We start from the raw sequence: 25,454 nt of genomic DNA, 5'->3' as shown, positions 1-25,454 counted from the left end.
TTTTCGATACATCGAGACTTTACGCTCATTAGTCTAAAAGTTTAACAATTCATTTTATTATAAAGTAGTTTTACTAAAATAAAACTCTTTGTTTTGAATCGTAAAGCACTCATATTATTTAGTTTATTTCTTTTTGTTGTAAAACTGAACGCACAATTATGTACAGGAAGTTTGGGCGATGCAGTTGTTAAAATTGACTTTGGGTCAGGGACAGCTTCACACGGAACAACTCTTGGAACTGGTATTACAAGTTACACTTGGACAACAGCAGATTTCCCCGGCGATGGTTCCTATACTATTGAAAAGACAACAAATACTCCCCGTACTTGGTGGACAACAACCGATCATACCGGCGGAGGATATATGATGGTGGTAAACGCCAGTCTATCTACAACGGATTATTTTTATAAAAATACGGTTACGGGTCTTTGCCCGGATACTACTTATGAGTTTGCAGCTTGGATTATGAATCTCTTACGATCAAATGATACTAGTCCGCCTAATATAACTTTTACAATTGAATCTACTGCGGGAACAATATTAGGAACTTATAATACTGGAGATATTGCGCTGAATTCGAGCGCAGTTTGGAAACAATACGGTTTGTTTTTTACGACACCTGCCGGAGTTTCGACAGTTGTTATCAGAATGCGAAATAATAAAGCCGGTGCAGCTCCGGGAAATGACATTGCATTAGACGATATTACTTTTAGAGCATGCGGGCCAACGGTTACTTCCGCTGTTCAAAACAACACAAATACTAGTTTAGAAATCTGCCAAAGTGATGTTAAAAGTTACACGCTAACTGGAACTGTTTCTTCTGGATATTCTAATCCTGCCTATCAATGGCAGTCAAGTTCAGATAATGGAGTGACATGGGCAGATATTGCAGGAGCAAATACTATAAATTATACTTTTACTTCGAGCTCAACGGCAGGAACTTTTTTATACCGAATGGCGGTGGCTCAAAATGCTAATATTTCGTCATCTTTCTGTAGGGTAGTTTCTAATGTTATTACTTTTAAGGTCAATCAAAGTACCGTTTCTCCAACTTTCACAACTGTGCAGCCAACATGTGATGTGCCAACAGGAACAATAAATATTTCTGCAGAGGCAAATACTTCGTATAGTATTGATGGAACAAATTATCAGGCATCTGGAACTTTTTCTGACTTAGCAGGAGGAGATTATAATGTTACAGCAAAATTAAATACCGGTTGTGCGTCAAGTCCAATTGTTGTGCATATAAATTCTGTTGCATCTTCAGGCGCTGTTCCTTCTTATTCTGTCATTCAGCCTGTTATTTGCTCCAATCCATTCGGAACAATTACAATTACAAGTTCAGACTATGAATATAGTTTTGACAATGGTGTAACGTGGTCAGCTAATAATTCTAAATCAGGATTAAGCGCAGGAGATTATTTAATAAAAACCCGAAATAGCTCCAATTGCGAAACAACAGCTGTGTCAGTGTCCATTTTAGTGCCGCCGGGTTATCCGCCAACTCCAACCGTTTTGGTTGTTCAGCCAGATTGTATGTCAGCAGCCGGAATAATAACCATTTCTGATGCTGCATCGTCTTATAGTTTTGATAATGGATTGACATGGGAGACTTCAAATTCAAAAAATAATTTGACTCCAGGAACATATCAAATTCTTATAAAAAACAATTTAGGATGTGTTTCTTTAGTGCCAAACGAAGTTGAAATAAAAACTTATGTAAATCAAGAACCTCTTGCTGTAGCTGTAAGTCCGCAGATTTTTTGTGTACAACAAAATACGGTATTAAATGATATTAGTATAACTGGACAAAATATTAAATGGTACGACGCTCCAACAAATGGAAATTTACTTGCAAGTACAACAATTCTTGAAAGCAAAACCTATTATGCGGCCCAAACAATTTCTATTTGTGAAAGCGAAAGAATTCCCGTTGTTATAAACATTCAAAATACAACTGCGCCTACAGGAGATCAGCTGCAAGATTTTTGTACAACTCAAAAACCTGCAATTGCAAATTTAGCGGCAACGGGAACAAATGTTGTTTGGTACGATAATGCATCAAATGGCACAATTTTATCATCTGAGACAAGTTTGATAAATGGGGCTTCTTATTTTGCTTCTCAGACTATAAATGGTTGTGAAAGTGCAAATCGTCTGGCAGTTTTGGTTACTATAGCCGCCCCAGCTTTATCATTTAATAATGTTTCGGCTAATGTTTGTGATGATTTAAATGATGGATCTGAAATAATAAATCTTGCCAGTTATAATGCACAAATAGCAGCTTGTAATTCTTGTACTTTTAGTTACTACACCACATTATCCGGCGCAGAAAATTTATTTGCTGTAAATAACATCAGTAACTTATCCAATTACAATTTGTCGGCTGGGACAACTTTAATTTATGTAAGAATTGATTCTAATGATAAATGCTATCAAATTGCCGAGTTGAGTTTGACATTAGTAAATGCCCCTGTCATTTCAATTTCTGATATTGTTTCATTGTGCCAAAATCAAAATGTTGAAGTTCATGCGGGTTCAGGTTTTGATAGTTATTTATGGTCAACAGGAGCTTCGACCGAATCAGTTATTTTTACAGAAGCCGGATCATATTCCGTTACCGTTACTCAAAATCATGGTGATATTATTTGTTCATCAATAAAAGATTTTCAGGTGAAACTTTCAAACAGTGCTGCTATTCAAAACCTTACCGTTCAGGATTGGACAGATTCTGAAAACATAATTGTAGTAGAATTGGCAGATACTAGTCTCGGAGATTATGAATATTCTATTGATGGATTTGTATATCAGGATAGTAATACTTTTTATGGATTAGCAACAGGAGATTATGTAGTGTATGTTCGTGACAAAAATGGCTGCGGTATCAAAAATCAGGAAGTTTTTCTGTTGAATTATCCAAAGTTTTTTACTCCAAATGGTGATAGTTACAATGATACATGGTCGATAAAGTTCTCAGAGACAGAACCGGATTTAAACATTAAAATATTTGATCGTTATGGAAAATTTATCAAAGATTTAGATGCTTTTTCTGCATGGGATGGAACTTATAACAGCAGAGAATTACCAGCAACTGATTATTGGTTTGTTGTAAAAAGAGCAAATGGCAAAACCTATAAAGGCCATTTTACACTAAAAAGATAAAGAGAAATCTTCTCTGATTGTTTTCTAGTAGAATCGTTTTTATTCTTTAAATTCGATAAAAAAAATATTTTAAATAAAGAAAAATGAATTCAATACTACAAAACGATTTAAACGATATTGCTCTTATTCTCGATCATGCAAAACAACAAGGTATTGATTTTCTTAATAATTTGGAAAATATTCCAACTTCAAGTAAAAATACAATTAACCCAAAACGCGATTTAAACGAATTAGGGTTAGGTTCTGAAAAAGCTTTACAAGAATTTAATGAGAGATTAGCGCCTTTATTGGTTTCGTCCCCGGGACCGCGTTATTGGGGATTTGTAACAGGTGGTTCAACCCCAGCTTCTATTGTTGGAGATTGGCTGGCATCGGTTTACGATCAAAACACACAATCTGTAACATCGCAGGGTGGAAATTCGGCTTTAATAGAATTTGAAACCATTAATTTGTTGTTACAATTATTAGAACTGCCAGATTCCTTTTTGGGCGGATTTGTTACGGGCGCAACGATGTCAAATTTTACCTGCTTAGGAGTTGCCAGACAATGGTTTGGAAAACAGTTTGGAAAAGATTTTGCTAAAAACGGAATTTCAGAAACCATCAATATTTTGACGGCAACACCGCATTCTTCTTCGATAAAATCATTATCAATGTTAGGAATTGGAAGCCAGAATTATAGCGTTGTAAAAACAATAGAAGGAAATCGTGAGGCATTGGATATTGTAGATTTAGAAGAAAAAATTAAAGCATTAAACGGAAAACCATTTATTTTAATTTCAAGCGCAGGAACAGTAAATACAGCTGATTTTGATGATTTTGAAGCTATCTCAAAGGTTAAAGAAAAACACAATTTCTGGTGGCACATTGATGGTGCTTTTGGTGGATTTGCTGCGGTTTCGGAGAAATATAAACACTTTGTAAAAGGCTGGGAAGGCGCAGACAGTATTACAATTGATTGTCATAAATGGCTGAATGTGCCTTATGAAAGTGCCTTTTATTTAATTAAAAAAGAACATGTAAACCTGCAGATTGAAACGTTTCAGAATTCGAACGCGCCATATTTAGGAAATCCGCTGGAGAATTTTAATTATTTAAATGTCCTTCCTGAAAATTCACGTCGTTTAAGAGCTCTGCCGGCTTGGTTTTCTTTAGTGGCTTACGGGAAAGAAGGTTTTTGTGACATTATCGAAAAGAGTACTTTGCTGGCACTTCATTTTGGAAATGCTCTTATTGAAGATGGCTGTTTTGAACTTCTGGCTCCAATTCGATTAAATAATGTTTGCTTTACTTTAAAAGGAGAGGAGAATCAAGATAAAGTTGGAGAGTTTTTGACAAAACTAAATGATACGGGAAAAGTATTTATGACACCGACTGTTTATCAAAACAGAAAAGGAATTCGGGCTTCATTTGTAAATTGGAGAACAACAGAGGAAGATATTAAAATTGCTTTAGAGGAAATGAAAGCAGTGTTTGAAGATTTAGATTTGTAAACAAAAATAAAAAGAGCCTGTCTAAAAAAATAGCAGGCTCTTTTCTTTCAAAAAAAATAAAAAACAAAAAAACAAGTTCAAGGGGATTTAAATTCTATATGTAAAGACTTAATACATTCATTGTGGTTAAAATGTTCTTCATTTCGTTTTTTGGGCTTTTAATGTTTAAATAGGCTTAATTTTTTATTGTAAAACGATTTGTTCAATTTTATCAGAAAGTTTTATCAAAAAGCTTTCAGTCTGACTTAAAATCGAATTGAAGAACATTTTTATATAATTGAATAAAGGCGACATTTTAGTATTATTGAATTTGTATTGGCAAATATAATATTATTTATAACAAGTCTAAATAAAAATAATAAAAATTTGAATAATAAAATATCAATTCTTTGATAATGAGAAGATAAAACGTAAAAGAAGAAAATGATTTACTTTGAAGCATAAAAAATTTTCTAAAAAAAGAAAACCTGTTTGTTCTTAACAAAAGAACAAACAGGTTTAATCTGTAAACCGAGACTGCAGGTTGGAAACCTTACTTAGTAATTTCTCTAAATACGGCCTCCAGGTTTTTATTTTTTTGATTCAGTTGTAAAGTTTTCAAACCGTTTTCGGTGGCAAAATCAAAAATTGCCGGACGCATATCTTTATCAGTAACAAAAGTCAGCTCCCAAGTCATGTCATGTGTATTTTTGTATGAAGAAATATTTTCTAATTTGGCTAAAAGCTGTTCTTCTACCTTATAATCAAACTCTACCTCAATGACTTGCTCTTTGTTTGCAGCAACTAAATGATCTAATTTATTGTCGGCTACAATTTGTCCTTTGTCAATAATTATGACACGATCGCAAATTGCTTCGACTTCCTGCATAATATGTGTCGATAAAAAAATTGTTTTATCCTTGCCGATATTTTTAATGACATTTCTAATTTCCATTAACTGATTAGGGTCCAGACCTGTAGTTGGCTCATCTAAAATTAAAACATCAGGATTGTGTAATAAGGCATTTGCAAGTCCAACACGCTGACGGTATCCTTTAGAAAGCTGACTTATCTTTTTATGGCTTTCCGGTGTCAGCCCTGTCAGTTGAATTACCTCTTCAATTCTTGACTTTGGCACTTTGTAAACATCAGCATTAAAAGCCAAATACTCACGAACATACAAGTCTAAATATAGTGGATTATGCTCTGGTAAATATCCTATCGATTGCTGTACTGCCTTTGCGTTTGACATGACATCGTGGCTGTTTACAAGGGCTGAGCCGCTGTCGGCAAGTAAATATGTGGTCAAAATTTTCATTAAAGTAGATTTTCCAGCTCCGTTTGGACCAAGAAATCCCACGATTTCTCCTTTCTCAATTTTAAAAGAAATTTCGTTTAAAGCTTTTTGCTCTCCGTAACTTTTTGATATACTGTTTACTTCTATTGACATGACTTTTTATTTGCTACAAAAGTAAACAGAAATAGTCTCGATTGCTAAAATTTATTTTTTAAAGTAATTATAAAAAAAATAAAAAGCCCAGGATTCACGGCATTGTTATTGTTAAAGGAATGCTAAATTAAATAAAATCCAAATTATGAAAAAAATTCTAGTGATGGCTGCATTAGCTGTCTGCAGTTTTGCAAACGCTCAAAAAGGAACAATCTTAGTAGGTGGAAACATCGGATATTCTTCTGAAACGGTTGATTATACAAATTCTGAAACAAAAAGCAATCAATTCAGTTTTTCTCCTAAAGTTGGTTACCAATTTCACGATAACTGGACTGTTGGAGGTGAATTTACTGTAGCTTCTTCAAAAAATGATCAGGGAGTAAACGAATACAAAACAAATGATTTCAAACTTGGAGCATTTGTACGTTATTCAGTGCCATTAAACCAAACTTTTTCTGTATTTGCTGATTTAGGAGCTGGTATCCAAAACAGAACAGAAAAAGATTATGTTGGACCAAACTACACAAAATATAAAGCAGACGGAATGTATGTTGGTGTTACTCCGGCTCTTTTCATTAATATGCAAAAAGGATTTGGTTTAAACTTCAGCATTGGTGGTTTAGGATATGATACATTAAGTTATGATAACAATGGTCCAGATGTTAATAATTTCTATTTCAACTTTGGACAAACATTTAACATTGGAATTTCTAAAAACTTCTAATCTTAAATTATATATTCAATTTCAGAAAGCACTCCGATTGGGGTGCTTTTTTTATAAAAAAACAATGCCGGCAAAAGTGAAGTCGAAACTAAATCATAACTAATTCTCGACTCCACTAAGCTGACACTAAAAAACAAAAATATATCTAAAAGAACTATTAATTTACAGGACTTTCAACAGCTGCGCGCATTTCCTGAGCTGCAGTAACCATTTCGATTAATGCTTTTTTAGTTTCATCCCAGTGACGGGTTTTTAAACCACAATCAGGATTTACCCAAAGCTGGTCAACAGGAATTACAGCTGAAGCTTTTTCTAATAAACGAACCATTTCAGCACTCGACGGTACACGCGGCGAGTGAATATCATAAACTCCAGGCCCAATTTCATTTGGATATTTAAAATTAGCAAAAGCATCTAAAAGCTCCATTTGCGAACGAGAACACTCAATTGTAATAACATCCGCATCCATGTCGGCAATGTTTTGAATAATATCGTTGAATTCGCTATAACACATGTGAGTGTGAATTTGCGTATCATCGTTTACACCGCTGGCAGAAATTCTAAAAGCTTTTACCGCCCAGTCTAGATAATTTGCCCATTCTTCTTTTCGTAATGGCAAACCTTCTCGAATTGCAGGCTCATCAATTTGAATAATTTTGATTCCCGCTTTTTCAAGATCAACAACTTCATCACGAATAGCCAGAGCGATTTGCGTACAAGTTTCAGAACGAGGCTGATCGTTACGTACAAATGACCATTGCAAAATAGTTACCGGACCAGTAAGCATTCCTTTTACCCATTTTGGAGTCAAAGATTGTGCATATTTCGACCATTTTACCGTCATTGGGTTTGGTCTCGAAACGTCACCATAAATAACCGGAGGTTTCACACATCGGCTTCCGTAACTTTGAACCCAGCCATTTTTTGTAAAAGTAAATCCGGCCAATTGTTCTCCGAAATATTCCACCATATCGTTACGTTCAAATTCTCCGTGAACCAGAACATCAATTCCGGTTTCTTCCTGAAAACGAATCGTAGCTTCAGTTTCTTTTTCGATTAAATCATTGTATTGCTCCGTAGTTAATTCCCCTTTTTTAAATTTCGCTCTCCAGCTTCTCACTTCGGCCGTTTGAGGGAAAGATCCAATTGTTGTTGTTGGGAATAACGGAAGATTCAACGCTTCAATCTGACTTTTTCTTCTTGTTGCAAAAGTGCTTTTACGTTTGTCATAAGAAGTGGTTATTCCGGCAACACGCGCTTTAACTTCATTATTATGAATTAATTTTGAAGTTTTACGATTGTCATTTGCGATTACATTTCTTTCATAATCAACCGAATTTTTAACATCAACTTCGCCAGAAGCAAATTGTTTTAAAAGTACAATTTCGTTGATTTTCTGTTTCGCAAAAGCAAGCCATTGTTTAATTTCAGGTTTAAGAGTCTGATCGTTTGTTTCTAAATCTAAATCGCACGGACTGTGGATTAATGAGCAAGAAGGCCCAACTAAAATTCTGTCTTTACCTAAAGCATCAGTTGCTTTTTTGATTAATTCTAAAGATTTTTTGAAATCATTTTTCCAGATATTTCTCCCGTCAACAACTCCTAAAGAAAGGTTCACGTTTGAAGCTAATTTTCCGGATTCTAAAATATCATTTAATTGAAGCGGACAGCGAACTAAATCTAAATGCAGCGTATCAACAGGCAAAGCCAAAGCTGTAGCCAGATTTTCGCCAAAACAGTCAAAATAATTGGCTAAAATAATTTTAAGTTTAGGGAAACGAATATTGATTTCATTATAAACCTGCGTAAATGTATTTCTTTCTTTATCAGTTAAATTTAAAGCTAAGAAAGGTTCATCAAGCTGAATATATGCTGCATTTTCTGCTTGTAATTTTTCGAAGATTTCGAAGTAAACTGGCAATAAAGCGTCAATAAGATCAATTCGGTTAAAACCTTCTTCCTTTTCTTTTCCTAAAAGTAAATACGAAATTGGTCCAATTAAAACCGGTTTTGTCGCAATTCCTAAAGCATTTGCTTCTTTAAACTCATCGATTACTTTTTCTGAAAACAATTCAAATTTTTGGTTCTTTGTAAATTCAGGAACAATGTAATGATAGTTGGTGTCAAACCATTTTGTCATTTCCATCGCTACAACATCCTGACCATCTTTTTGTGCGCCTCTTGCCATCGCAAAATACAAATCAAGAGATGAATTTGTTTTTGCCAGTTCATGATAACGCTGCGGAATTGCACCAACAGTCAAAGTCAAATCCAAGACCTGATCATAAAAAGAAAAATCATTTGACGGAATCAAATCTACTCCGGCTTGTGATTGTAAATGCCAGTTTTTGATACGAATTTCTTTTCCGGCATCGATAAGTTCATCTGCCGAAATTTTTCCTGACCAATACAATTCACTGGATTTTTTTAATTCTCTGTTGCTTCCAATTCTGGGATAACCTAAATTATTTGTTTTCATTTTTATTTCAGTATTTTTTACTGAACAAATTTATTGTATTAGATTTTATAACTTATATTTGGGGTTTATTTCAGTAAAATGTGTTTTAAAATTAAAATTTAAAAGATTTAATTACTGTAAATATCTTTTAAACGAACCTTTAGCCGTAAAAAAAACTATGGAAAACCTCGATAAAACCGATTTACTGATCCTGAAACACCTTCAGGAAAACTCAAATATTAACACAAAAGACCTTGCCAGTAAATTATTTCTTACTGTAACTCCAGTTTATGAGCGTATAAAAAGGTTAGAAAGGGACGGATTTATAACAAAGTATGTAGCATTGCTTGACAGAAAAAAAATGAACCGCGGCATGACGGTTTTTTGCAACGTTCGTTTAAAAGAACACGCCAAAAATGTGGGAAGTAATTTTGTAAAAGATATTGTAGCGCTTCCCGAAATTATAGAATGCTATAATATTGCCGGCGATTATGATTTTATGCTAAAAATCTTGGTACAGGATATGGCTAGTTATCAGGATTTTGTAATGAATAAATTATCAACCATTGAAAACATCGGAAATACGAACAGTATTTTTGTGATGGGAGAAATAAAACACAGCACCGCATTAGAATTCTAATATTATTCTGCCACAGATTAAAAAGATTATAATGATTTTTTTAGGATTGACGGTTAGGTTTTTTGCCGCGAATTTCACGAATTTTCATAAATCATTGTGTATAAATTAATTCGTGAAAATTCGTGAAATTCGCGGCAAACAAAACATTTAATTATCCTAAAATAAAATGTATTTTTGAAATCTTAAATCACCAAATTTAGATCAAAAATCTAAAATCGTTAATCTGCAATCTAAAATCAAATGAACTGGGAACAACTTTTATCATTAAAACGTCAGGGCGATACAAGCAAAAGATTACGTGTAGAACAAGATGATACACGATTAGGTTTTGAAGTCGATTATGACCGAATTATTTTTTCGGCGGCGTTTCGTTCCCTGCAGGATAAAACCCAGGTAATTCCGCTTTCTAAAACAGATTTCGTGCATACAAGATTAACACACAGTTTAGAAGTTTCTGTTGTGGGAAGATCTTTGGGGCGTTTGGTAGGTAAAAAAATCATCGAAAAATATCCTTATTTAAAAGAAATTCACGGTTATCATATGAATGATTTTGGAGCAATTGTAGCCGCAGCTTCATTAGCGCATGATATTGGGAATCCACCTTTTGGACATTCGGGAGAAAAAGCAATTGGGGAATACTTTTCTACCGGAAAAGGATTAAAATTCAAAGATAAATTAACCGCTAAACAATGGCAGGATTTAATTGATTTTGAAGGAAATGCCAATGGATTTTCGGTATTAACCGCAAGCCGTCCGGGAATTGAAGGCGGACTTAGAATTTCATACGCAACATTAGGTGCTTTTATGAAATATCCGAAAGAAAGTCTTCCGAAAAAACCAACGAGTAATATTGCTGATAAAAAATACGGTTTCTTCCAGTCAGATAAAGCTTTTTTTGAGGAAGTGGCTGACGATATGGGATTAATTGCCAATAAAGAGGATGGAGATATTGGTTTTGAAAGACATCCTTTGGCGTATTTAGTTGAAGCGGCAGATGATATTTGCTACACCATTATCGATTTTGAAGACGGGATAAATCTTGGTTTAGTTTCTGAGGATTATGCTTTAGAATATCTTATTAAATTGGTAAAAGATAATATTGGGGTTGCCAAATATAAATTGTTAGAAACCAAAGAAGACCGAATAAGTTATTTACGTGCCTTGGCAATTAATGCTTTAATTAATGACGCTGTAGATGTTTTTGTAGAAAATGAAGAAGCAATTCTGGCTGGAAATTTCCCTTTTGCCTTAACAGACAAAAGTAAATACAAAGCACAGATGAATGACATCATCAAGTTAAGTGTTGAAAAAATTTATCAGAGCCGCGAAGTTATCGAGAAAGAAATTGTTGGTTATCAAATCATTCAAACCCTGCTTGATAAGTTCATTACAGCATTCAATAACAAATATGAAGGAACAGCATCAAATTATGATAAGCTAATCCTGAAAATGCTGCCGGAAAAACATCATTTAGACAAAGGGAACTTATATGAGCGTCTGCTTCATATTTGCCATTACGTTTCTCTTTTAACAGATGGAAACGCATTGGAATTATATGAAATGATTCAGGGAAGAAAAAAGAATTAAATATAATTACTGAACTCAAATATGAAAAATCTATTATACTTGTTTATTATTACGATTGTTTTTTCTCAAAGTTCTTATTCACAAGGAAAGTATGATTGGAAAAGTATTCAAAAAGTTGAATTGTATTCAATTAAAAAAAATGATAAATCGGGAGAACTTATTTCATCAAAATACTTCAATAAAAAAAATCTTGTAGAATGCCAGACAGAAGATATAATCAAAAGTCTTAAGGATTTAAAAAAATATAAGTATGATGTTTTAACCGAAAAAGAGTCTTACGCTTTACGAGTATTTTTTAAGAAATCACATGCAGATTTTTTAGTTTTTCCTGAACAAGGCGTAATGTTTAATAAAAATGAGTATTTCACAATTGCAAAAAAGGCGAATTTAAAAAGTTAATTAAGATTAATAAATAAAACTGCCCCCAAATAGTGTCTAACTTTTTGGGGGCAGTTTAAACATTACAGGCACTTTTTTTATAGTATGAATTTTTTTATTGAAAAGCATAAACTAAACCAACACCAAGAACTTGACGTAACTGAGCTCTTGGGCCGTCGTTAACCTGAGTAGTATTTCCGGTTGTAGGATCGACAACATCTTTTTTAGTTTTAATATCATCGTCGTATACTAAATGAACACCAATATTTGCTTTTACATAAGCATTTACTACAAGATCCAGGCGAGTATCATAATCGACATCGACATTTCCAAATCTGTTTAAATAATCAGTATACAAGCTTAATCTGTTTTCATAAAAAACATTTTTAAAGATTTCGCTTTTCATATATGCCGTAAAAAGAATACCAAACTCCGCCTTTACTTTTTGCCCTTCCTCAACTAAAATTTGGTTATTAGGATCTAAAGGATCAGTCATGTAAACTGCTTTTTTAACACCAAAAGAACCTTGATTTGCCAAGTATTGATCTAATACCAAAGTAGTTTTTAACGTAATAGGAGAGAAGTAAAAAGTTCTGTTTTTCTTTTTGTTTGAATTCTCAGCCCCCGCTCCCAGGAATATATAAGCTGGAGCAAAAGGTTTAGAGATTGCAATGTCCCGGTTTGGATAATTGTAACCGTTTGTAAATTGCGTATTAAAGTTAAATTTAGCAGAATAATACCAGTTTGAAACCGTATCTTTTCTAAATCCGTATGTTGAGTTTAATAAAACAGCATCATCTGTTTTTCTCAGTTCAGTCCCATCTTGTTTATTTAAACCATATTTTACAATAAGTTCGTTAACCCATTTATGATTTCCTTTTACAAAAGTTCTTCCAAATTCTCCCTTAAATAAACCTGAAATAGAACTTGTTCCCCCCGGACTCCAGTTCACAAATGCGATCTCTGAAATATCAAAACCTAACTGATTTTTTTTAGTCCAATTTGAAGGAGGTTTAGGTATCTGATTTGGATCTAAAGTTGTTTGTATAAGCTGAGCAAAATTCTTAGAAGTACATAAAAACAACAAAAGTAAAAGAGTAGAACGCAATAATTTCATTAGGTTGAATTTTATTTTTTGGAGCTGCAAAATAATTATTTTACGCCGTTTGAAAAAAGATTTACCAAACTTTTAACGTCAATTTTACACAATTGTTGCTGCTGAAGTACGCTTCCATGCTCAATAAACTGGTCGGGAATACCTAAAACTTCGACATTATTTTTGAAATTATTTAATGCGGCAAACTCCAAAACTGCACTTCCAAAACCGCCTTTTTTTACTCCGTCTTCAATGGTAATTATACTTTCGAAAGTTGAAAATATATTGTTTAACATATTGATATCTAATGGTTTAATGAATGGAAAGTCGTAATGTGCAAGATCATCTGAATTAGCACATTCATTTAAAGCCTCAATTACATTATTTCCAATTGCTCCCGTAGATAAAACGGCTGTTTTTGTGCCGTTTTTTAAGCAGTTTCCTTCGCCGATATTAATTTTTTCGTAATGTCCGAAATTTTCTACTTCCCAGTTTTGTAAGACTCCGCGTCCTCTTGGATATCGAATGGCAATAGGGTGATTTAAGCCTAATTGAGCCGTATATAAAATGTTTTGAAGCGCAATTTCATTAATTGGCGCATATATAATCATGTTAGGGATAGAACGCAGATAAGCAATGTCAAAAACACCATGATGCGTTGCACCATCTTCACCAACCAAACCGGCTCTGTCCAAACAAAAAATAACAGGTAAATTTTGCAGCGCAACGTCATGAATAACCTGATCGTAAGCGCGCTGTAAAAAAGTTGAATAAATATTGCAGTATACGATCATTCCCTGAGTTGCCATTCCGGCAGCAAGAGTTACGGCATGCTGTTCTGCAATTCCCACATCAAAAGCACGTTCCGGCAGTTCATCCATCATAAATTTTAAAGAACTTCCCGAAGGCATTGCAGGTGTGATTCCTATTATTTTTTCGTTCTTTTTAGCTAGATCTAAAATTGTTAAGCCAAAAACATCCTGATATTTTGGCGGAAGATTTTCTTCTGATTTTAAATGAATTTCTCCAGTCGAAGCATCAAATTTTCCGGGCGCATGATATCTTACCTGATTTTCCTCTGCTTGCTGTAAACCTTTTCCTTTAGTGGTTACAATATGAAGAAACTTTGGTCCTTTTATCTTTTTTAATCGGTTTAATTCTTTGATTAAAGTTGGAAAATCATGTCCATCGATTGGACCGGAATAATCAAAATTCAACGATTTTATAATGTTATTCTGTTTCGGATTTTTTCCGTTTTTAACAGCAGTCAGATATTTTTTTAAAGCACCAACACTCGGATCAATTCCAATGGCGTTATCGTTTAAAATTACAAGAATATTAGCATCGGTAACTCCGGCATGGTTTAAACCTTCAAAAGCCATTCCGCTAGCGATAGAAGCGTCGCCGATAACTGCAATATGCTGTTTATCTAAATCGCCTTTTAGTTTAGAAGCAATTGCCATTCCGAGCGCTGCAGAAATAGAAGTAGAAGAATGCCCAACGCCAAAAGTATCATAAATGCTTTCTGTTCTTTTTGGAAAACCTGAAACACCTCCAATTTGTCTGTTAGTGTGGAAAATTTCTCTTCTTTCGGTCAAAATTTTATGTCCGTAAGCCTGATGTCCCACATCCCAAACCAATAAATCTTCGGGCGTATTAAAAACATAATGCAAAGCAATTGTAAGTTCTACAACGCCTAAACTGGCACCCAAATGGCCCTCTTTTACAGAAACAACATCAATAATAAACTGACGCAGTTCCTGAGCAACCTCAGTAAGCTGTTCTTCTTTTAAAAGACGTAAATCGGCAGGATTGTATATGTTCGAAAGTAAATTGCTTTTCATTGTAAGGTAAAAAGCAAATTTACGGTTTTAAATTTAATTTTTTCGCTGAGTGCTATTTCAATAAAATTGGTACAGAATATTGCATCCTGATTTTTTTTCCGTTCGATTCACCGGGCTGCCATTTCGGACATAAACTTAAAACTCTTATAATTTCTTTTTGCAAAGGTTCTTCAACTGCTGGTGAGCATTCAAGAAAATATATACTGCCATTTTTTTCGACTGCAAATGCAAGTGTGAAATTGAGTTTCCAATAATTTACGTTTTCTGGCTTTTTGTATTCTTTCATAAAAAAGCTATGAAATTGTTCTATTCCACCTGGAAATTCTGCGTTAGAATTCAAAGGAGCTTTTGTAGCTAATGAAGAATCATCTTTTTTTACTTTATCAGATTTTGAAGGTTTGTTTTCATCAATTTCTCCAGATACAATTGCTGTATTTTTTTTAAATTTAATTTGCTCGACATTTGGTAAATCTGGCAAGGTTTGATCTAATTTTTTCTTACTTATCGTAGTGGTATCTAAAGCAGTAGATTTTGTTACCGAAGAAGTATCTTTGTTAACTTCAATATTCTCAATTTTTTGTTTTTGATCTTCTTTGTTTTGACAACCGAATAAAGTTGTTGCTATAGCTGCATACAATGCTAAAAGCAATTTGTATTGCTTTGTCTGAGCAGTTATTTTATGGTTTATTTTCATCCTTTATTACTTATACAAAAAGTGTAAGTTGAGCGAACAACTCGGTTTTTTAGTTTGCCAGGAATCCAATTTGGAGCTTTCTCTAAAACTTTAGCGATATCTTTTTCACTTGCTGAAGTTGTATTTTTAAGGATATTAAAATTACTCAGACTTCCGTCGCCTTCTATTACAAATAAAACAGATATTTCTCCTTTATCTAAACCAGTGCAATTTTTATTAAAATAAGAATGAAATTTCTTCATTCCAGTTTTCGGAACAGGCAGAATATCCAAATCATTTGAATTATAAATAACTCCATAATGTCCAGTTTGAGAATATTCTTCCGTGTTTAGTTTTTCTACAGGCATCACCACAATTCCTGTAAGAGCTTGTGGTTCTGGTTTAGAATCTTCTACAATTTCAACTTTATCAATTTTGTGCTTATTTCCCTCCTTATCCTGACAGCTAAATAATGTAGTTCCCATAGCTACAAAAAGCGCTAATAAAAATATTTTACGATAATGGGTTTGGTTATATAATATTTGATAAGGAATCTGAATATTTATCTCACTTAATTGTTCGCTTTTAAATCTTCCACAAATATTTTTATTTGAAATAAAATACTGCTGAATTTCATCAGGAAGCATAGATGTAAAATCAACAACAGTTTTAGTACAGCTTAAACAAAATCTTCCATTGTCTTTTGGCGTCATTTTGTCCCAGTTTTCATGGCAAGGCTCAGGAATCGTTATTTTAAGATTTTTTTCCATATTCAAATTTCAAAATTTAAATGTAATAAAAATAATGACTAAAGTTTTACTTTTGCATCTATGGAAAATCCTTTCACTGACGAATATTTTATGAAAAAAGCCTTGCAGGAAGCGGAAGAAGCTTTTGCTAAAGGCGAAATTCCTGTTGGAGCTATTATTGTTGTGGCAGATAAAGTAATTGCAAGAAGTCATAATTTAACTGAATTACTTAATGACGTTACGGCTCATGCCGAAATGCAGTCGATAACCGCCGCTGCAAACTTCCTTGGAGGAAAATATTTAAAAGACTGCACGCTTTACGTAACGCTTGAGCCGTGCCAAATGTGTGCAGGGGCTTTATATTGGAGCCAGATTTCGAAAATTGTTTTTGGCGCACGCGACGAACAGCGAGGATTTCTTAATATGGGAACAAAACTGCACCCAAAAACAACTGTGGTTTCTGGTGTAATGGCTAATGAAGCTGCGGATTTAATGAAACGTTTTTTTCTGGAAAGAAGAAAATGATCTTTTAAAAAAGATGTAGCAGATAGCTGGAAATAGTCTCTAACCAATGCTGCAATAACTAGCAAACTTCAACAAAAGTTAAATAATTATTGCTAAAGAATTTTCTTCATAAAGAAACAAAAAATACGCTACTTTTATTGTAATTTAATTTGCGTTTTGCTGTTAAGACTTTAAACAGCAGATCATCTTAAATTACTAACTTGTTAACCATTAACTCTAAATAAAAGTGAAAGCAAAAGGTTTAGTTCTCGTATTTTTTGTGTTTTTTATTTTTCAATCCTGCGGCAGAAAATCGGCTGCGGATTTCAATTCAGATTTTTCATTATTTAAAGAGTACATAACCAGCTTTACCAGCGGAATCGTTTCCTCCGATTCTGATATTCGGGTTGTTTTGGCTTTCGATAAAAACGATTGGAAACCCAATCAGGAATTAGACGACGACTTATTTGATATTTCACCAAACGTTCACGGAAAAGTGGTAGCACTTTCTACCAATACAATTGCTTTTATTCCTGAGAAAAAACTGAATCCGGGAACAGAATATCAGGTTACTTTAAACTTAGATAAACTGACAGCAATTCCAAAAGAAAAGGAAAAAGAGCTTTCTAAATTCAACTTTACAGTTAAAACAGTTAAGCAGGATTTTACCATAAATACCGGCGATATTCAATCGTACAGTAAAGAATATCAATATTTAAACTGCGTTTTAAAAACAGCAGATAAAATTGATCTTGAAACGGCCCAAAAACTGGTCGAAGCCAAACAAAAAGGAAATAATCTTAAAATTAAGTTTGAGAAAACGACAGGTCCTGCAAAAGAATTTCGTTTTATAATTGACAGTATTCAGCGTTTTTCTGAAGCTTCAAACTTGGAGATTATATACGACGGAAATGATTTTGATATCGATCAAAAAGGACAAATCGATTTTCCGATTACAAGCATTAATGAATTTAAAATTATAAAAGTTGAAGTTCCGGATGGAAGTAACCAATCGGTTTCAATTAATTTTTCTGAACCTTTAGAAAAAGGACAAGATTTTAAAGGATTAGTTTCGATTCAAAACACTAATAACTTAAAGTTTTCTACACAAGGGAATTTATTAAAAGTATATTTTACAAACGAAACTGCTCCTAAAAAAGAAGAACCAGCCCCGGTTGTTGTTCAGGAAGAAACGGTTGATGTTACCGTTGATTCTGCTGCAGTTGTTGTCGATTCCGCCGCTGTTGTTGACGCTCCGGCAGAAGATATTGTTGAAGTTGTTCCCGATGAAGAGCCTGAACAAGTGATTACGGGAGAATTACTTTTGGAAGTTTTTCAGGGAATTGAAAGCCAGTACGGCAAAAAAATGGAGGCGAACTATTCTGAAAAAATTTCTTTTGATCAGATAAAACCAAATGTTCGTTTTATTAAAAACGGTACAATTCTGCCAAGTTCAAACAATTTAAAACTGAATTTTGAAGCAGTAAATTTAAGTGCCGTTGATGTAAAAGTTTATAAAATTTACAAAAATAATATTCTGCAGTTTCTTCAATACAACGAATTAAACGGAGCGCAAAACCTCAAAAAAGTGGCGCAGCCTATTGCAAAAACAACGCTTAATTTAAGAGAAAGCACGCTCGTAAATCTAACGAAATGGAATACATATGCTTTAGATTTATCTAAAATTATAAAACCTGAACCAGGTGCGATCTATAGAGTTGAGTTTGAATATAAAAAGAAATATTCGCTGTATAAATGTGAAACCTCAGAGGATGATTCAAATAATGAAGAGGAAGAAGAAGTCGATGAAAATGATGTAAACTACAGTGGAAACTCATACGACGATTATTATTATGATGATTACGAATGGAGAGAAAGCCAAGATCCTTGCTCTGGATCGTATTATTATAATGCGAAAATTGCAACCAATATTCTGGCTTCAGATTTAGGGGTTATTGCCAAAAGAGGTGAAAACAAATCGTATCTATTTGCCGTAAATAATATTGTGACGACTGAACCCGTTTCGAACGCAAGAGTTGACTTGTATAATTTTCAACAGCAAAAAATTGCAACACAAGCAACAAGCAGCGAAGGAATTGCTTCTTTCCAACTGGATAAATTCGCCTATTTTGCAATTGTAACATTAGGCGATCAATCGACATATGTGAAGTTAGACGACGGACTTTCGTTATCGGTAAGTAATTTTGATGTTGCCGGAGAGACTTTACAAAAAGGTTTAAAAGGATTTATTTACGGAGAAAGAGGTGTGTGGCGTCCGGGAGATAATTTGTATTTGTCTTTTATTTTGAATGATGCTGCAAATAAACTTCCGAAATCACATCCGATAAAATTCAGACTAAACGATCCGAATGGGAAAACCGTTTATCAAACCGTTCAAAAAACGAATGATTTAAATCATTATGCATTTATAGTTCCAACAAATCAGGATGCGCCAACAGGAAATTGGGAAGCAATGGTAAGCGTTGGCGGCGCTAAATTCTATAAGAGTATTAAAATAGAAACGATTAAACCAAATCGTTTAAAAATTAAAAATACTTTTAGCAGAAAAACACTTTCATCATCTTATCCAAATACAGATAATCTGGAAGTAACTTGGCTTCATGGTGCAATTGCTAAGAATTTAAATGTAGAAATGCAGGCAAAATTCTCGCAGCAAACCACCACTTTTAAAGGTTTTGAAAAATATAGTTTTGATGATTTAGTCCGTCAGTTTAGTACAGAAGAAATCAATGTTTTCTCAGGAAAATTAAACGAAAGTGGAAAAGCTTCTGTAAATATTCAGCCTAGATTGCAAGGTCAGGCGCCGGGAATGCTTCGTGCTTCGTTCATTACAAAAGTGTATGAAGAAGGCGGGGATTTTAGTACAGACGTTATTTCGACGACCTATTCTCCATACAAGACTTACGTTGGAATAAAATCGCCTGAACTTAACAAATACAATATGCTTGAAACCAGAACGAATAATCGTTTTGAAGTAGTTACGGTTGATGAAAACGGAAGACCAAAAGCAGTTCGAAACCTTGAAGTAAGAATTTACAAAGTCGACTGGAGATGGTGGTGGGATTCTTCAAGCGATAACTTATCGAATTATAATTCATCGAACTCGACAACATCTTATAAATCTACAGTAATTAACACTGATTCGAACGGACGCGGAAGTTTTCAATTTGCTTTAACCGATGAAGAATGGGGACGTTATTTAATTCGTGTTGAAGATCCAAACGATGGACATGCCACAGCTTTAACCGTAAATATCGACTGGCCAATCTGGTCTGGAAAAACTAGAAACAGAGATGCTTCTACAGCTAATATGTTAGTTTTTTCTACCGATAAAAAGAATTATGCTGTTGGAGAAAAAGCACAAATATCTTTCCCTTCAAGTGAAGGCGGACGTGCTTTAATTTCAATTGAAAACGGATCAAGAGTTGTACAGACACTTTGGGCGGAAACCAAAAATGGAGAAACAAAAGTCGAAGTTCCAATTACGGGAGCAATGGCACCAAATGTCTATTTTAATATCACATTATTACAGCCGCACGCTTCAACCAAAAACGATTCGCCAATTCGTATGTACGGAATCGTTCCGATTGAAGTAGTGGATAAAAACACGATTTTGGCACCAACCATTAATATGCCTGATGTATTAAAACCAGAACAGCCATTTACGGTTAAAGTAGGGGAGAAAACAGGAAAAGAAATGACATATACCATTGCTGTTGTCGATGAAGGACTTTTAGATCTAACTCGTTTTAAAACGCCAAATGCGTGGGATAGTTTCTATGTTCGTGAAGCTTTGGGTGTAAAAACATGGGACGTTTACGATGATGTAATTGGCGCTTACGGAGGAAAAATAAACCAGATTTTCAGTATTGGTGGAGATCAGGATTTGGGCGGTGGAAAAGCTAAAAAAGCAAACCGTTTTAAACCAGTTGTATTGTATTACGGGCCATTTAAATTAGAAAAAGGAGAAACAAAATCACATCAGTTAAAACTTCCAAAATATATCGGTTCTGTTAGAACAATGGTTGTTGCCGGCGACGCTGCGACAAGTGCTTACGGAAGTGTAGAAAAAGCAACTCCGGTTAGAAGTCCGTTGATGGTTTTAGCTTCATTGCCGAGAAAAATTTCACCTTCAGAAAAAGTGACGATTCCGGTTACCGTTTTTGCAACTGAAAATAAAATCAAAAATGTTTCTGTTCAGATCAAAACAAGCAACGGATTAAAAGTTGTGGGAAGCACTGTTCAAAAGCTAAGTTTTGCACAGCCAGACGAAAAAATGGCGTATTTCAATTTGGTTGTAGGTTCTGCAGCCGGAATTGCAAAAGTTCAGGTTATTGCAACATCAGGAAATGAGAAATCATCTTACGATGTTGAAATTGATATGACGAACCCGAATCCGGTAACAAGTACTTTTACAGATGTTATTTTGACTCCAAACAGTACAAAAACACTTTCGTGGAAAACATTTGGTGTTGCCGGAAGTAATAAAGCAAGATTAGAAGTTTCGTCTATGCCTTCGATGAATTTAAATGGCAGAATGCAATATTTAATCCAATATCCGCATGGCTGCGTAGAACAGACAACATCGTCGGTTTTTCCGCAATTATTCTTAAGTGATGTTGCCGATATTGATGCGAAACGTAAAGAAATTATTCAAAAAAATATCGCAGCCGGAATTCAGAGATTAGGAAACTTCCAGTTATCAAACGGTGGATTGCCTTACTGGCAAGGAGGTACAATTGCAGACGATTGGGGAACTTCATACGCTGGACATTTCTTGATTGAAGCAGAGAAAAAAGGATATGTACTGCCAATTAATTTCAAATCAAAGTGGCTTTCGTATCAGCAGAAAGAAGCAAAACAATGGCGTTTTGAACCGAAATACGGAAACGATCTGGCTCAGTCTTATAGACTATATACTTTGGCTTTAGCCGGAAATGCCGATTTATCGTCAATGAACAGATTGCGCGAAACAAAATCAATTTCGAACGAAAGTAAACTTCGTTTGGCTGCGGCTTATGTTTTAGCCGGACAAAAATCGGCAGGACAGAATTTACTGCTTCAAACGAGTATTGATGGATCGGATGGTTATAATTATTACTATTATGGTTCAGATGAAAGAAACAGAGCAATGGCTTTAGAAACACTGCTTCTTTTAGATCAAAAACAAAAAGCATTTGCAATGGCAACAAAATTAGCCAAAGAAATGTCGGCAAATCAATGGATGAGTACGCAAACAACAGCTTACTGTTTGTATTCAATGTCGAAATTTGCGATAAGCAACGGTCCAAAAGGAATCAATATTCAGTTTAGTAAAAACGGCAAAGGAGAAACTATAAATACGCAAAAAACAATTGCAGATCGTAGTTTATCTGCTGCCAGCGGAACAAATAGTATCACATTAAAAAACCTTAAAAATAATACGGTTTATGTTCGTGTATTGAATACGGGAATATTGCCAATTGGACATGAAAATGCTGTTCAAACAGATGTTTCTGCATCTATTGTTTTCAAAAACAGAAAAGGAAGCACGATCGATGTTTCAAGAATAAGTCAGGGGACTGAATTTATCGCTGAGGTTACGATTAAAAACCAAAGAAATGAAAGTGTTCAAAATGTGGCGTTATCGCAAATTCTGCCTTCTGGATTCGAAATTGTAAACACACGTTTCACAGATTACGGAGACGCAGTAAACAATATTGCAGATTATATTGATATTCGTGACGACAGAACTAATTTCTACTTTGGAATGAAATCCAGAGAAACGAAAGTTTTCAGAATTCTGCTAAATGCATCGTATCTAGGAAATTATTATCTGCCAGGTTTACAATGCGAAGCCATGTACGACAACACATTCCTGGCAAGAACAAAAGGATTCTGGGTTGAGGTTGTGAAGTAGAATGAAAAAATAGCCCACGGATTTTACGGATGAAACGGATTCGAACAGATGTTATTAAATTACTCTGCGAAAACTCGTGTCATCCGTAAAATCAGTGGGCAAAAAACTTTGCAGTAAAATAAAGTTTCACGCAGATTTAGCAGATCTAAGCAGATCAAAAAAGAAAATCTGCCAAATCTGCTAAATCTGCGTGCAAAAAAAACTTTGCGGTTAAATAAAATCAGTCTTGAAAAATAAACTTATAGCGTTTTTCCAACGCATTATAAACTGGATTAAAAGAAACAAAATAAAATCAGCAATTGCATTTGTGCTTTTGTTGATTTACTATTTTTCCCTTCCCCGAACTTTATTCAAAGAACCGTATTCAACCGTTATTGAAAGTAAAGAAGGAGAATTGCTCGGTGCCAAAATTGCCCGCGACGGACAATGGCGTTTTCCAGCGCAGGACAGCGTTCCCGATAAATTCAAAAAATGTATCGTTTATTTTGAAGATGAGTATTTTTACAAACATCCGGGATTTAATCCGGGAGCGATGGTAAATGCTTTTAAACAAAACAGAAAAGCAGGTAAAGTAGTAAGAGGAGGAAGTACTTTAACACAGCAAGTTATCCGATTATCCCGAAAAGGGAAAAACAGAACCTATTTTGAAAAACTTGTTGAAATTATTCTCGCAACCCGTTTAGAATTAGGATATTCTAAAAATGAAATTCTCGAAATGTATGCTGCACATGCGCCATTTGGAGGAAATGTAGTGGGGCTGGAAATGGCTTCGTGGCGTTATTTTGGTGTGCAGTCGAATCAATTGTCCTGGGCAGAAAATGCTGTTTTGGCCGTTTTGCCAAATGCCCCAAGTTTAATTTACCCCGGAAAAAATCAGATAAAATTATTAAATAAACGAAACCGACTTTTACTAAAACTGCATCAGGAAGGAATAATCGACAAGCAGACATACGAACTTTCGATAGAAGAACCTTTACCACAAAAACCGTATGATCTGCCTCAAATTGCACCGCATTTATTGCAGAGAGTAGCAAAAAGTGAAGAAGGAACAAGAGTAAAAACTACTATTGATCACGCATTGCAAAATAGAGTAAACCAAATCGCAAGATATTATTACAATCAATACAAACAGAATGAAGTACATAATCTGGCAATTTTAGTAATAGATGTTCAGAACCGAAATGTAATGAGTTATGTTGGAAATTCTCCAACAGATAAAGATCATCAAAAAGATGTTGATATTATTGATGCTCCACGAAGTACAGGAAGTATTTTAAAACCTCTTTTGTATGGCGCAATGCTTGACGACGGCGAATTATTGCCAAACACTTTAGTGGCTGATGTTCCAACGCAGATTTCGGGTTATACACCGCAGAATTTTAATCTTACGTTTGATGGGGCTGTTCCGGCGCATCGGGCTTTATCGCGTTCATTGAATATTCCGGCAGTATTAATGCTTCAGGAATTTACAGTCAATAAATTTTATGAAGAACTTCAAAAATTCAAATTAAAAGACATAAATAAAACCCCAGATCATTATGGTTTGTCGCTTATTTTAGGTGGTGCCGAAAGCAATTTATGGGATTTATGCCGAACGTATGCAAATCTTTCCTCTACGCTTAATTATTATACTAAAAACAACGGAAAATACAGAACAAATGAATTCACAGAGCTAAACTATAAAAATGATTTTAAGCCCGATTTTGGATCTGAAACCAATCAGAAGAATATTTTGGGTGCGGGATCAATTTGGTTAACGTATAACGCAATGGAAGAAGTAAACAGGCCAGAAGGAGACGAAGCCTGGAAATTTTATGACAGTTCACTTAAAATTGCATGGAAAACAGGAACCAGTTTCGGAAATCGTGATGCGTGGGCCATTGGAACAAATTCAAGATATGTGGTTGGAGTTTGGGTTGGAAATGCAACCGGAGAAGGAAGACCAACTTTAACCGGAGTTACCAGCGCAGCGCCAATTTTATTTGACGTTTTTAATTTACTGCCAAGACAAAGATGGTTTGATATTCCCTATGAAGATTTAGAAGAAGTTGAAGTTTGCCGCTTAAGCGGATATTTGGCAAAAGATAATTGTCCGAAAATTAAACAATGGGTTTCTAAAAAAGGCAAATCTACAGCGGTTTGTCCGTATCATAAAACAATTCATTTAGATAAAACAGAACAATTTCAGGTAAACAGCAGCTGTGAAAGTATCGAAAATATTGTCACAAAAAACTGGTTTGTACTGCCTCCCGTAATGGCTTGGTATTACAAAAGCCAGCATATTGAATATCTTCCTTTACCGCCGTTTAAAGAAGGATGCGAGGGAACGCAGACTAAAACAATGGATTTTATTTACCCAAAAGCAAACAGCAAAATTTATTTAACTAAGGATTTCAATAGTAAAGTACAGCCCGTAATTTTAAAAGTGGCTTATTCTGAAAGGGATAAAGAATTGTTTTGGTATATTGATGATGTTTATAAAGCAACCACTAAAACCTTTCATGAACTGCCAATAACTCCAACAACAGGAATACATTATATTACGGTTGTAGATGCTTCCGGAAATGAAATTAGAAGGAAAATTGAAATTGTGAGGGAATAAAATTTAAAAGGGAATTCCAATTTTTAAATTCCAAATTCCAAATTTTGCTTCTTTATGGGTTATTGTGTGTCAGGCTGAGCGAAGTCGAAGCCCACGTGCCAATTGGAGCGCCCTTCGACTTCGCTCAGGGTGACATTATGGTCGAAATGCTGTACGAGATTGCTTCGTTCCTCGCAATGACGCATAAAAAAACCG

Annotated in this window: 15 protein-coding genes; 9 read left to right on the top strand and 6 right to left on the bottom strand. The window is 34.6% G+C overall.

From position 1 onward, the window contains the following. The first annotated feature begins 93 nt into the window (after window positions 1-93). Both LUU93_RS00655 and LUU93_RS00650 read left to right on the top strand, forming a co-directional pair. Window positions 94-3,162, top strand: a complete 3,069-nt coding sequence (locus LUU93_RS00655) for a T9SS type B sorting domain-containing protein (protein ID WP_232676435.1) — start codon at window positions 94-96, stop codon at window positions 3,160-3,162. An 83-nt stretch (window positions 3,163-3,245) separates the two neighbouring features. Continuing rightward, window positions 3,246-4,655 carry a pyridoxal phosphate-dependent decarboxylase family protein gene (locus LUU93_RS00650; protein WP_232676426.1) on the top strand — a complete coding sequence of 470 codons (1,410 nt, stop codon included), beginning with the start codon at window positions 3,246-3,248 and terminating at the stop codon, window positions 4,653-4,655. A 532-nt stretch (window positions 4,656-5,187) separates the two neighbouring features. On the opposite strand, the gene gldA is transcribed toward LUU93_RS00650, so the two are convergent. Beyond that, window positions 5,188-6,084, bottom strand: coding sequence for a gliding motility-associated ABC transporter ATP-binding subunit GldA (gene gldA, locus LUU93_RS00645; protein ID WP_232676417.1), 897 nt, complete (start codon window positions 6,082-6,084; stop codon window positions 5,188-5,190). A gap of 145 nt (window positions 6,085-6,229) precedes the next feature. On the opposite strand from gldA, the gene LUU93_RS00640 reads away from it, so the two are divergent. Then, window positions 6,230-6,808 (top strand): outer membrane beta-barrel protein, encoded by a 579-nt coding sequence (locus tag LUU93_RS00640; RefSeq protein ID WP_232676409.1) that lies wholly within the window; start codon window positions 6,230-6,232, stop codon window positions 6,806-6,808. A 157-nt stretch (window positions 6,809-6,965) separates the two neighbouring features. Here LUU93_RS00640 and metE read toward each other — a convergent pair whose 3' ends face one another. Then, window positions 6,966-9,287, bottom strand: a complete 2,322-nt coding sequence (gene metE, locus LUU93_RS00635; RefSeq protein ID WP_232676407.1) for a 5-methyltetrahydropteroyltriglutamate--homocysteine S-methyltransferase — start codon at window positions 9,285-9,287, stop codon at window positions 6,966-6,968. Between the two features lie 157 nt (window positions 9,288-9,444). On the opposite strand from metE, the gene LUU93_RS00630 reads away from it, so the two are divergent. The 3 genes from LUU93_RS00630 to LUU93_RS00620 all read left to right on the top strand — a co-directional run bounded on the left by LUU93_RS00630 (window position 9,445) and on the right by LUU93_RS00620 (window position 11,892). Further along, window positions 9,445-9,906 carry an Lrp/AsnC family transcriptional regulator gene (locus LUU93_RS00630; protein WP_029271860.1) on the top strand — a complete coding sequence of 154 codons (462 nt, stop codon included), beginning with the start codon at window positions 9,445-9,447 and terminating at the stop codon, window positions 9,904-9,906. A 240-nt stretch (window positions 9,907-10,146) separates the two neighbouring features. Further along, complete coding sequence (locus LUU93_RS00625; protein ID WP_232676399.1) at window positions 10,147-11,493, top strand: deoxyguanosinetriphosphate triphosphohydrolase; 1,347 nt, start codon at window positions 10,147-10,149, stop codon at window positions 11,491-11,493. 21 nt (window positions 11,494-11,514) lie between these two features. Further along, window positions 11,515-11,892: a hypothetical protein gene (locus tag LUU93_RS00620; RefSeq protein WP_232676387.1), complete on the top strand. Its 378-nt coding sequence runs from the start codon at window positions 11,515-11,517 to the stop codon at window positions 11,890-11,892. A 94-nt stretch (window positions 11,893-11,986) separates the two neighbouring features. Here LUU93_RS00620 and LUU93_RS00615 read toward each other — a convergent pair whose 3' ends face one another. From LUU93_RS00615 to LUU93_RS00600, 4 genes are read right to left on the bottom strand one after another with little or no spacing between them, the layout of a single operon-like run. Continuing rightward, window positions 11,987-12,988 (bottom strand): DUF3078 domain-containing protein, encoded by a 1,002-nt coding sequence (locus tag LUU93_RS00615; protein WP_232676385.1) that lies wholly within the window; start codon window positions 12,986-12,988, stop codon window positions 11,987-11,989. Window positions 12,989-13,023: 35 nt separating this feature from the next. Beyond that, a complete protein-coding gene (locus LUU93_RS00610; protein WP_232676373.1) occupies window positions 13,024-14,811 on the bottom strand; it encodes a 1-deoxy-D-xylulose-5-phosphate synthase in 1,788 nt (595 codons plus the stop codon). Window positions 14,812-14,863: 52 nt separating this feature from the next. Further along, a complete protein-coding gene (locus tag LUU93_RS00605) occupies window positions 14,864-15,505 on the bottom strand; it encodes a hypothetical protein (RefSeq protein WP_232676365.1) in 642 nt (213 codons plus the stop codon). Further along, window positions 15,502-16,254 carry a hypothetical protein gene (locus tag LUU93_RS00600; protein ID WP_232676356.1) on the bottom strand — a complete coding sequence of 251 codons (753 nt, stop codon included), beginning with the start codon at window positions 16,252-16,254 and terminating at the stop codon, window positions 15,502-15,504. Before LUU93_RS00600 ends, LUU93_RS00605 begins: the two co-directional genes overlap by 4 nt. 60 nt (window positions 16,255-16,314) lie before the next feature. Between LUU93_RS00600 and LUU93_RS00595 the strand changes: the two genes are divergently transcribed. From LUU93_RS00595 to pbpC, 3 genes are all read left to right on the top strand, one after another. Beyond that, window positions 16,315-16,758 (top strand): nucleoside deaminase, encoded by a 444-nt coding sequence (locus tag LUU93_RS00595; RefSeq protein ID WP_057121345.1) that lies wholly within the window; start codon window positions 16,315-16,317, stop codon window positions 16,756-16,758. A gap of 226 nt (window positions 16,759-16,984) precedes the next feature. Continuing rightward, window positions 16,985-22,657 (top strand): alpha-2-macroglobulin family protein, encoded by a 5,673-nt coding sequence (locus LUU93_RS00590; protein WP_232676355.1) that lies wholly within the window; start codon window positions 16,985-16,987, stop codon window positions 22,655-22,657. A gap of 226 nt (window positions 22,658-22,883) precedes the next feature. Then, complete coding sequence (pbpC, locus tag LUU93_RS00585; protein ID WP_232676346.1) at window positions 22,884-25,259, top strand: penicillin-binding protein 1C; 2,376 nt, start codon at window positions 22,884-22,886, stop codon at window positions 25,257-25,259. Window positions 25,260-25,454 lie beyond the last annotated feature (195 nt).

The sequence above is a fragment of the Flavobacterium soyae genome, from assembly GCF_021245985.1.
Taxonomy (GTDB): domain Bacteria; phylum Bacteroidota; class Bacteroidia; order Flavobacteriales; family Flavobacteriaceae; genus Flavobacterium; species Flavobacterium soyae.
Note: the sequence above shows the minus strand (reverse complement) of the source record. Positions and strands in the feature narration are given on the sequence as shown.